The sequence below is a fragment of the Siphonobacter aquaeclarae genome (assembly GCF_900103285.1).
Lineage (GTDB): Bacteria > Bacteroidota > Bacteroidia > Cytophagales > Spirosomataceae > Siphonobacter > Siphonobacter aquaeclarae.
This window is the reverse complement of record NZ_FNGS01000018.1, coordinates 1-8608: the sequence shown is the minus strand read 5'-3', so window position 1 is coordinate 8608 and position 8608 is coordinate 1. Positions and strand designations below refer to the sequence as shown.

At 50.5% G+C, this 8608-nt stretch carries 8 protein-coding genes; 2 read left to right on the top strand and 6 right to left on the bottom strand.

Annotated elements, in window-relative coordinates:
• The coding region (locus BLR09_RS25205; RefSeq protein ID WP_218126723.1) for a hypothetical protein at positions 1 to 498 on the top strand (498 nt) is incomplete at its 5' end.
• Between the two features lie 168 nt (positions 499 to 666).
• On the opposite strand, the gene BLR09_RS25200 is transcribed toward BLR09_RS25205, so the two are convergent.
• The 6 genes from BLR09_RS25200 to BLR09_RS25175 all read right to left on the bottom strand — a co-directional run bounded on the left by BLR09_RS25200 (position 667) and on the right by BLR09_RS25175 (position 7895).
• Positions 667 to 1317, bottom strand: coding sequence for a Crp/Fnr family transcriptional regulator (locus BLR09_RS25200; protein WP_093209344.1), 651 nt, complete (start codon positions 1315 to 1317; stop codon positions 667 to 669).
• Entirely contained in the window at positions 1314 to 1835 is a 522-nt protein-coding gene (locus BLR09_RS25195) for an OsmC family protein (protein WP_245690019.1), read from the bottom strand. The genes BLR09_RS25200 and BLR09_RS25195 overlap by 4 nt, the downstream gene beginning before the upstream one ends.
• A 54-nt stretch (positions 1836 to 1889) precedes the next feature.
• Entirely contained in the window at positions 1890 to 2201 is a 312-nt protein-coding gene (locus BLR09_RS25190) for a globin family protein (RefSeq protein WP_093209339.1), read from the bottom strand.
• Positions 2198 to 5413, bottom strand: a complete 3216-nt coding sequence (locus tag BLR09_RS25185; RefSeq protein WP_093209337.1) for an efflux RND transporter permease subunit — start codon at positions 5411 to 5413, stop codon at positions 2198 to 2200. Before BLR09_RS25185 ends, BLR09_RS25190 begins: the two co-directional genes overlap by 4 nt.
• Before the next feature lie 58 nt (positions 5414 to 5471).
• Entirely contained in the window at positions 5472 to 6473 is a 1002-nt protein-coding gene (locus BLR09_RS25180) for an efflux RND transporter periplasmic adaptor subunit (protein ID WP_176785676.1), read from the bottom strand.
• A 126-nt stretch (positions 6474 to 6599) separates the two neighbouring features.
• Complete coding sequence (locus BLR09_RS25175) at positions 6600 to 7895, bottom strand: TolC family protein (protein WP_093209332.1); 1296 nt, start codon at positions 7893 to 7895, stop codon at positions 6600 to 6602.
• A gap of 261 nt (positions 7896 to 8156) precedes the next feature.
• Here BLR09_RS25175 and BLR09_RS25170 point away from each other — a divergent pair, with 261 nt between their 5' ends.
• Positions 8157 to 8486, top strand: coding sequence for an ArsR/SmtB family transcription factor (locus BLR09_RS25170; protein WP_093209330.1), 330 nt, complete (start codon positions 8157 to 8159; stop codon positions 8484 to 8486).
• Positions 8487 to 8608 lie beyond the last annotated feature (122 nt).

Genomic DNA, 8608 nt, shown 5'->3' with positions numbered 1-8608 from the left:
TACGTGTTCAATTGGGACAGTCCACTCACAACCGGGGAGCAACTTCAGCGATTTCCATCCAATACCAAAATGATCAGCCAGGTCTATGACGAAGATGTGGTGAACGACCATCGTCTGGCAATCGACATCTATAAACATATCAATATTCCGGCGGGCGAGAAGGATTTTATCTATGTACGGTCGTCTGTTATAGGTGATTACCGGTATGTGACGGATCACGTAATGCCCAGCTCCAGAAGCGCTTATGATGCACTCGATTACTACGCCGTCTACCGCTTGCTTGACGCAATGATGGACTATAGTTTTAACGGCAGCGCTGCTGCTAAAAAAGTAGCTCTCGGAAGCGGCTCTCCCGAACAGATAACCATGCCATCTTTCAACGGACAAGCCATGTCGCCTCTGGAAGTCACGGATATGCCCACGCCAAGGTATCCGCAAATCAGGTATCAGTTTCCCTGTGGCAGCGCTACCAATCCCAGGATAGCTTTTTGCGAGTAGCTGGCATTTATCCGATGCCATGCCTCTGAAAACGTATTTCTCGATGGACGTGGAAAATTTTTCCGCACCAGGTCAGTCCGGACTATTCCGAAAACAAGATTGGCCTGGCTTTACCAGCAGCAAGTTGCCCGACACACCATAGTACGTCTTTTACTAAAGGACCTTTGCTCAGGTCAGTACATTACCTGAAACCTCCAAAAGGTTCACTTTATTTCTTCCCAGCAGCACTACTCCTGCCGATTCCAATTGTTTTAACAAACGCGAGACCACTTCACGCGCTGTACCGAGCTCACCGGCCAGTTGCTCATGTGTGAGAATCAAGGTACTGCTGCCGGTTAACGACACCTTCTTCCGAAGCAGATTCAACAAGCGCTCATCCATTTTCCGGAAAGAAATCGCATTGATGATCTCCAGCATTTCCTCAAAGCGTTTGTGGTACAACCGGAAAATGTAATCCAGCCATTCCGGAAATTCCCTGATCAACAACGGCACCTTTTCCACGGGCACGAAAAGTATTTCAGCATCGTCTTCGACTTCCGCTCTTACCTTGCTGATTTCCTGATGAAGACCGCCCAGAAATGACATAATACAACTTTCTCCCGCCTTTATATAGTACAGAAGAATTTCCCTGCCATCTTCTTCAGAACGGATCACTTTGACGCTTCCCCGAATAACAAGAGGGATGGAACGTATGTGCGCATGCTCCTGCAGGATTACTCTGCCTGCTTCATAGTGCTTAGTAATTCCATACTGAAAGAGTCTGTCTACCAGTTCAGGCGATGACCGGAATTCTATCAACTGATCCTTGTTTTCTTTCATGAGGCTCGTTGGCCGACAGGCTGGTTTGAAAAAACCAAATGACCGTTATAAACAACACTCCAGGTGACAGGCATTGTTTTCTTTAACATAGCACTGACGCCACAATATTGCTCCTGCGATAATCTGACGGCCCGAAGCAGTTCATCCATGTCTTCGTTCAATCCTTCAGCCAAATAGTCCAGGTGAATGGATGTATACTGAATCGGATGCCCTGGAGAAAGCTCGCCCCGCACTTTTACGTCAAAATGCCTGAGCTTACAACCGGCCTTCCGAAGCAGGGAAACGACATCCATCCCTGTGCAGCCCGATAACGCTGTGAGTACCAGAGGCTTGGGAATCGGACCGATATTATGCCCTCCAACTTTTTCCGGACCGTCCATGGTGAGTGTATGTCCATCAACAAGCGCATTGAACTGCATATCACCCATCCACTGAGATTCTATTTCATGGTACATTACGGTATGTATTCTGGTTAGAAATACAAACCTAAAAGACAAAAAGCCGTCCAACTGTGACATTCGTTACAGTAAAGACCGCTTTTTATCATCGTTTATAAGAATTTGCCGACCAAGTCAGATGCTGCGCTCGACCGGTAGTACTAGCCCGCGAACGGGAAAGTCGGGTTTCTCTTCCTGATTGAAATGCTCCAGCTCTGACAGAACAGCGTCAGCAATTCCTTCCTCCGTAAAGCAGAACAACATCACCGATTCAAACCGATCTACCCCAGAAGGACCACCGAACCAATTGTCCGTCAATTGGCGGGTCTCTTCAAGACTTACTCCGCTTATCGGCACAATACTGTACTTACGGATGCCTCTGCGTTCGAATACAACACCGACGACATTGCGGCATTCCGCGATGGCGGTAACGATCAGGAGCTTCATGATGGTGTTTCTCCGTTTTTGGGTACATAGTCTTTTTTGAGCATTTTGAAATAAAGCAACGGGACGACAATGAGCGTCAGAAATGTAGACGTTAAGGTCCCTCCCATCAGCGAGATGGCCAGCCCCTGAAAAACCGGGTCGGCGAGGATAATGACCGCGCCAAGTACTACCGCTCCAGCCGTCAGCAGGATTGGCATCGTTCGGACAGCGCCGGCTTCAACAATGGCCTGTTGGAGGGATTCCCCTTGACTAAGCCGAATGTCGATGAAATCAATCAGCAGAATGGAATTTCGGACCATAACCCCTGCCAACGCTATAAAGCCGATCATCGACGTCGCGGTGAAATACGCCCCCATTATCCAGTGCCCGAGGATGATGCCAATCAAAGACAACGGAATCGCGGAAAGCATGACAAACGGTACTTTGAAATCCTGAAACCAACCTACAATGAGTATGTAAATAATAATGAGCACTGCGGCGAAAGCGATTCCGAGGTCCCGGAATACCTCATAAGTGATCTGCCATTCTCCGTCCCATTTGATGGCATATTCCGATTCATTTTCCGGCGCTTCTGTGTATTCTTCGTGCAGGAAATAGCCTTCAGGCAATCTTACAGATGCCAGTTGCTGTGATACTGCCAAAATAGCATAAACCGGACTCTCCAGACTACCGGCCATATCTGCCGTCAGGTATATCACTCTTTTCTGATCTTTCCGGTTGATGCTCTTCGGAACCAGGGTACGCTCCCAATGGCCCAGTATTCCCAACGGAACCGTTTGCCCCGACTGGTTTTTTACAGGCAAATCGGAAAGTGCAGCAAATCCGTTGAGCGAGCTGTCAGCCAGTTGCAGCCTGACAGGTTCCGTTTCAAAGTTTTCGGGTCTGTGCCAGACTCCGGCGGTTGCACCGGAGAGAAAGGAGCGGACTGTCAACGCCGCCTGTGCCGGAGCCACACCTGAACGCATGGCCTTTTCCTTGTCGACAATAAACCGGTATTCCGGCTCATCGGCTTCAATACTCCAGTCCAGGTCGACAACATCGGGAGTAGAACTCAGCCATTTTCTTACCTGCGCGGCGAGTTTGGTCAGCACGGCCTCGTCGGGTCCATACAATTCAGCAACAAGGGTCGAACGGACAGGAGGCCCCGGGGAAACCTCGACTAACGCAACATTCGCGCCGTACCGGGCGGCAATCTTCCGGATCGGGTCCCGTAATGACCGGGTTATCTCATGGCTCTTTGTGCTCCGGTCTTTCTTATCTGTCAACGATACTTGAATATCAGCGACATTGTCACCCGCACGCAGGTCATAATGGCGAACCAGGCCGCTGAAGGTAATCGGAGAAGATGTTCCGGTATACGTTTGAAAATGCCGGACAGTCGGTTGTGTTCCCAAAAATGCGGCAATATCTGTGACCGCCGCATTGGTCCGTTCAAGCGTTGCTCCTTCCGGAAGGTCGACAACTACCTGAAACTCATTTTTGTTGTCGAAAGGCAACATCTTGACCGCTACGCTTCGGGTGTAGAAGAGAAAAAATGTCGCCAGCAAAACAACTGTTGTTCCCACCATGAAGCCCCAACGCCTGGCGCGACTATTGAGCAAGGGCTGCATGATCCGCTTATAGGCACGATAAAAAAAAGTTTCTTCGAGGACCGTCCCGTGGGTATTAGCCCGGCCAGTCTTCTCCTGCAGAAACAGATATCCCAGATAAGGTGTCACCGTAAGGGCTACGATCAGCGAGATCAGCATAGCCACCGCTGCGCCAATCGGCATCGGACTCATATACGGCCCCATCATTCCGCTGACAAACGCCATAGGAAATACCGCCGCCATTACGGTGAACGTTGCCAGAATGGTCGGGTTTCCTACTTCATTAATCGAGAAAATGGCCGCCTGCAGAAAGGGTAGCTTTTTCATCCGGAAGTGTCTGTGCATGTTTTCAGCAATGATGATGGAATCGTCCACTACAATTCCGACGATGAAAACCAACGCAAACAGGGTAATTCGGTTCAGTGTGTAATCGAGGAAGTAATAAGCTACCAATGTGAGCGCGAACGTCACGGGAACCGATAAAAAAACGACCATTCCCCCTCGCCATCCCATCGCCAGCATAACGAAAGCAGTAACGGCCATGATGGCAATCGCGAGGTGGAGCAGCAACTCGGAGACTTTTTCGGATGCCGACTCGCCGGTGTTTCGTGTGATTGTGGTCTTCAAATCCGCCGGAATAAGGGACTTTTCCAGGCGCTGCAGATTCCGCTCCAGTGTGGCGGTCAGTGCCATAGCGTCCGCGCCTGACCGCTTGCTGACAGCCAGCGTCACAGCGGGGTAAACGGAAGGAAATTTCTGGTGCTCCGAAGCTTCTGCCTCGCCGTATCCGAACGCCACATACCGCGCCGGCTTTTCATATCCCTCCTGAATTGTGGCAAATTGCTTCAGAAAAACGGGCTGCTGCCCATTGGTGCCTACGATCAGATTGCGAAGTTCTTCGGCTGACTCCAGGAAATTCCCGGTCCGTATCCGGAAGGTCGTATCCTGTATCCGTAGCAACCCTGCGGGTACCTGACTATTCTGCGCTTCGATTTGCTGGCGAACGGCAGTCAGGTCAATTTTCAGTGCCATCATCTTTTCCTTATCAACAACCACCCTGAGCTCTCTGCTATGCCCGCCAATCACACGCACACCCGATACTTCAGGCGTTTTTTTAAGCTCCGCTCCTACCTGATTGGCAATTTCGCGCAATGGCCCATCGGCGTATTTTTCTCCCCATAGCGTCACTGTAAACACCGGCACGTCGTCGATGCCTCTGGATTTCAGCAAAGGCATTGTCGCACCTTCCGGCATTTGATCCATCTGCCGGGCCAGCTCGGTATAAAGCTTCACTTGGGATCGCTCGATATCTTCCCCAACCTTAAATTGGACAATTAGCATTGCCCGTCCGTCCATTGACGTTGAATAGACGTGTTCGACGCCGCCAATGTTGGAAATTACTTTCTCCAGCGGCGCGGCAATCCGGCTCTCCACCTCTTTCGGTCCGGCACCGGGATAACCGACGAATATATCAATCATCGGAACTTTAATCTGGGGCTCCTCCTCCCTGGGTATCATAAAGATAGCGTATACGCCCAGCAGTACCCCCGCAACAAGCAGCAGCAACGTCAGTTTTGACTGGATAAAAGCGCTGGCAATACGCCCGGCTATTCCATTTTCCATAGTATCTATTTTTCAGCCTGGCAAGCAGGAATCTGTAGCGAAGTGCCAACGGCTATTTTCAGAGTTTTACGTCAGCGCCGTTCCAAAGCCGGCCACCGGCATGCAGAACCAGCATTTCACCCGGGACAATTCCGGAAAGGACCTCCGCCTCTTTCCCAACGATTATCCCTATACGTAACCAACGAATCAAGGCTTTTCGGTCGGCCGAGACGACGTAGACACCTGTCAGGTCTCCGTGACGGATAAGACTCTCGACCGGAACACGGAGGTTTCCTGAACCTGTGCCAGCCTTCGTCGCTATACGGATGTGTACATACATACCCGGAAGCAAACCCTGTTGCCGGCGCAGGTTTATTTTGATAAGGTATTGTCCACCACTGCCGACAGATGAGCGGCTGATTTCTGCAACTTCTCCGGAAAATTCCCGGCCGTCGGCATCTGCCTTCAGATGAACCGGCATACCCTTCCGGACGTGGTGAATGCGATCTTCCGTTAAGGTGGCTGTTGCCTGAAGGTTTCCGTCACTTTCCAGTGTCAACACCGGCGCGCCCGGACTTGCCAGACTCCCCGCATCCATCCATTTTTGCGTGATCGTGCCACTGAAAGGTGCCGCAACCTGTGCGTAGCGCATACTCGCGCCTACTTCTTGCTGCATCTGTCTGGCACTCTGAACCTGTGCACGTGCCACCTGATACTGAAGGGTGACGTTCTCGAGCTCCTTGTCTGTAGCGCTGTGCTGCTGATGAAGGATCTTGTACCGCTCGTAGTCTTTTTCGGCGACAGCAGCAGCGGCTTCCGCCTGCGCAATCGCCGCAGCCACCTGTCCGCCCTTTGCTTGAATATCTGAAGCGGAGACAGTAAAAAGTATCTGCCCTGCCCTGACATTGTCGCCGATGCCTACATTCAGTCGAGTAATATACCCCATCAAACGGGTACTGAGGGGAATGGAGCGCGTTGCCGTCAGTTGCCCGCTTATCAGCAAGAATGATGCGGAACCGGCTGAACCTATTTGCACAGTCGTCACGGGAATCGGGGTTTGTTGCGAGGTTTGACGCACCATAGTATCGGTTTGATCGCAAGACATGAGCCATCCTGCAGCAGTAACTAGATACACACTGTTTGCAATTTTCATGGACTTTTAGGGAAAGTGGAATCCGGCGATCGCCGGCCCGGTCGGAAAGTAGTTTTAGTGAGCCGTCAGAAACCGGATATAGGCAAGTGTCATATTCCGGGACGCAATGGTCTGGTCATAGGCGAGCCGCTGCCGGGAAAGCTGCGTTTGTGCTGTCAGTACCTCGGTCGTCGTCGCGAGGCCCTGACGAAACCGGTTTTCCAGGATGGCCAGTGCTTCCCGAGCCTGAGCAATGGCCGTATGATATTGTTTCAGACGAAAACCGGCCTCTGTCAATTCCCGGATTGCTTTTAGTAACCCATTTCTGTCCTGGTCTTTGCGGTCTGCCAGTTGAAGCAAAACGCGTTGTTTTTCCAACTGATGCGTCGCCAGTTTCCTCTTGACATCGCCGCCTTGAAAGATTGCCCACGAGAGCTTGACACCGGCCAGGTACGCTCCGCTTCCAAAGCCCCAGAGAGCAGGATCGTTTAGCATGTAGGAGGCAAATGCATTTATTTTTGGCAAACTACTTCGGCGCGTTGCCTTCATCAAGTCGTCATAGACGGACACCGACACATTGAGCGCCCGAAAATCTGACCGGTCCTCTGGCAGGCTTGTGATGGACACGTCGGGCGATTCGACCGGAATAGATTCCACCGCATAGCGATCACCCAACGGCTTTCCCATCCAAAGGCTCAATTCGTCGCTGTATTCTTCAATTGCGGCAAAGGCCGACGATAGCTGTGCTTCCGTTTCTCGGAGTCGGACTTCTACGTTAAGGAGGTCCGACTTCTGGACATATCCCTGATCAAAACGATTCTGTACACTTTCATAAATCGACTGAAGGGTTTCTTTCTCCTGCGAGGCTACGGCAGTCATTTCGTATGCCAACTGCAATTGACAATAAGCCGATTCCACCGAAAACCTGACGAACTCCGCCACGCGCTGCTTTTCAAAGCCAGCCGCCGTCACCTGCTTTCTGGCGGCATCGCGCATTGCGAGCATATCCGGATTGAACAATGGTTGAAGCAAAGAAGCTTCAGTAATAAAGTTTCCGGTCGCTCCGGGACGATTGAGTAAATCAGGTGCAAAGTCAGACTGCGTTATTTTCCGTTGCTGCAGACGAATACCAAATGCTTGCATCGGACTGTTGGTAACCATTGCCGTATAATCAATCCCAACTTTCGGAAGAAACATGGCATCGGTTTCATGATAGCGCGCCCGTGCCGTCTGTGAAGCGTTTTCTGCCAACTGAATTTGCCGGCTATTGATTGCTGCTACCCTGATCGCTTCGCCAAGAGACAACGTTGTCTGCGCCATAGCATAATCCGGACCGAAACAGCACAACGCTAAAGCAAGAAGTTTTTTCATCGGTATTATATTTCGACGACAAAACTATTCCAGACTTTAAAGCCGGTCTGTGACGAGTGTTACAGAATGGAGAATTCTCCGGCAACGGAGAATAGGACTTTTCTGTCTGGCGTCTGAAGCGATGATTCTTGGCCTGCCGTGTTTATGAATTTATCTTCAGCTGACAACTACATGAAAACTGAATGACCTTCAGGGTATCCGGTTAGAAAACAATATATCGTAATATTACGATATATTGTTTGAATTCCCTTCCTTTGTCACATGGGAGTTACGAAGACTGCGATTTTTACTGAACAACAGAACCGGGCGGCTGATCTGGCGAAGGCTTTCGCGCATCCGGCTCGGGTGGCTATCCTGCAGCTTCTGGCCCAAAAGAAAGCTTGTGTATGTGGGGACCTGGTAGATGAACTTCCTCTTGCGCAGGCGACGGTCTCCCAACACTTGAAGGAACTCAAGCGTATCGGTATTATCAAAGGAGAGATCAACCCGCCCCGGGTTTGCTATTGTATTAATGAGGTTGTTTGGGAAGAAGCTAGACAGACATTTGGTTCACTTTTTGATATTTATGTGGGTGCCTCTACTTGCTGCTAGCGAGAGGGGCTCTTTTTTTGTTCTTGTTTATCGTAATATTACATTAAACCAATAGAGCACGATGGAAAACGCGGATCAGATTAAAGAAGTGGTGCGGCAGAAATACGGTACTATTGCCGAAC

Bases quoted from the DNA above. Each gene is read 5' to 3' on its own strand.
- BLR09_RS25200 (WP_093209344.1), bottom strand. From the start codon at position 1,317: ATGAAAGAAAACAAGGATCAGTTGATAGAATTCCGGTCATCGCCTGAA.
- BLR09_RS25195 (WP_245690019.1), bottom strand. From the start codon at position 1,835: ATGTCACAGTTGGACGGCTTTTTGTCTTTTAGGTTTGTATTTCTAACC.
- BLR09_RS25190 (WP_093209339.1), bottom strand. From the start codon at position 2,201: ATGAAGCTCCTGATCGTTACCGCCATCGCGGAATGCCGCAATGTCGTC.
- BLR09_RS25185 (WP_093209337.1), bottom strand. From the start codon at position 5,413: ATGGAAAATGGAATAGCCGGGCGTATTGCCAGCGCTTTTATCCAGTCA.
- BLR09_RS25180 (WP_176785676.1), bottom strand. From the start codon at position 6,473: ATGGTGCGTCAAACCTCGCAACAAACCCCGATTCCCGTGACGACTGTG.
- BLR09_RS25175 (WP_093209332.1), bottom strand. From the start codon at position 7,895: ATGAAAAAACTTCTTGCTTTAGCGTTGTGCTGTTTCGGTCCGGATTAT.
- BLR09_RS25170 (WP_093209330.1), top strand. From the start codon at position 8,157: ATGGGAGTTACGAAGACTGCGATTTTTACTGAACAACAGAACCGGGCG.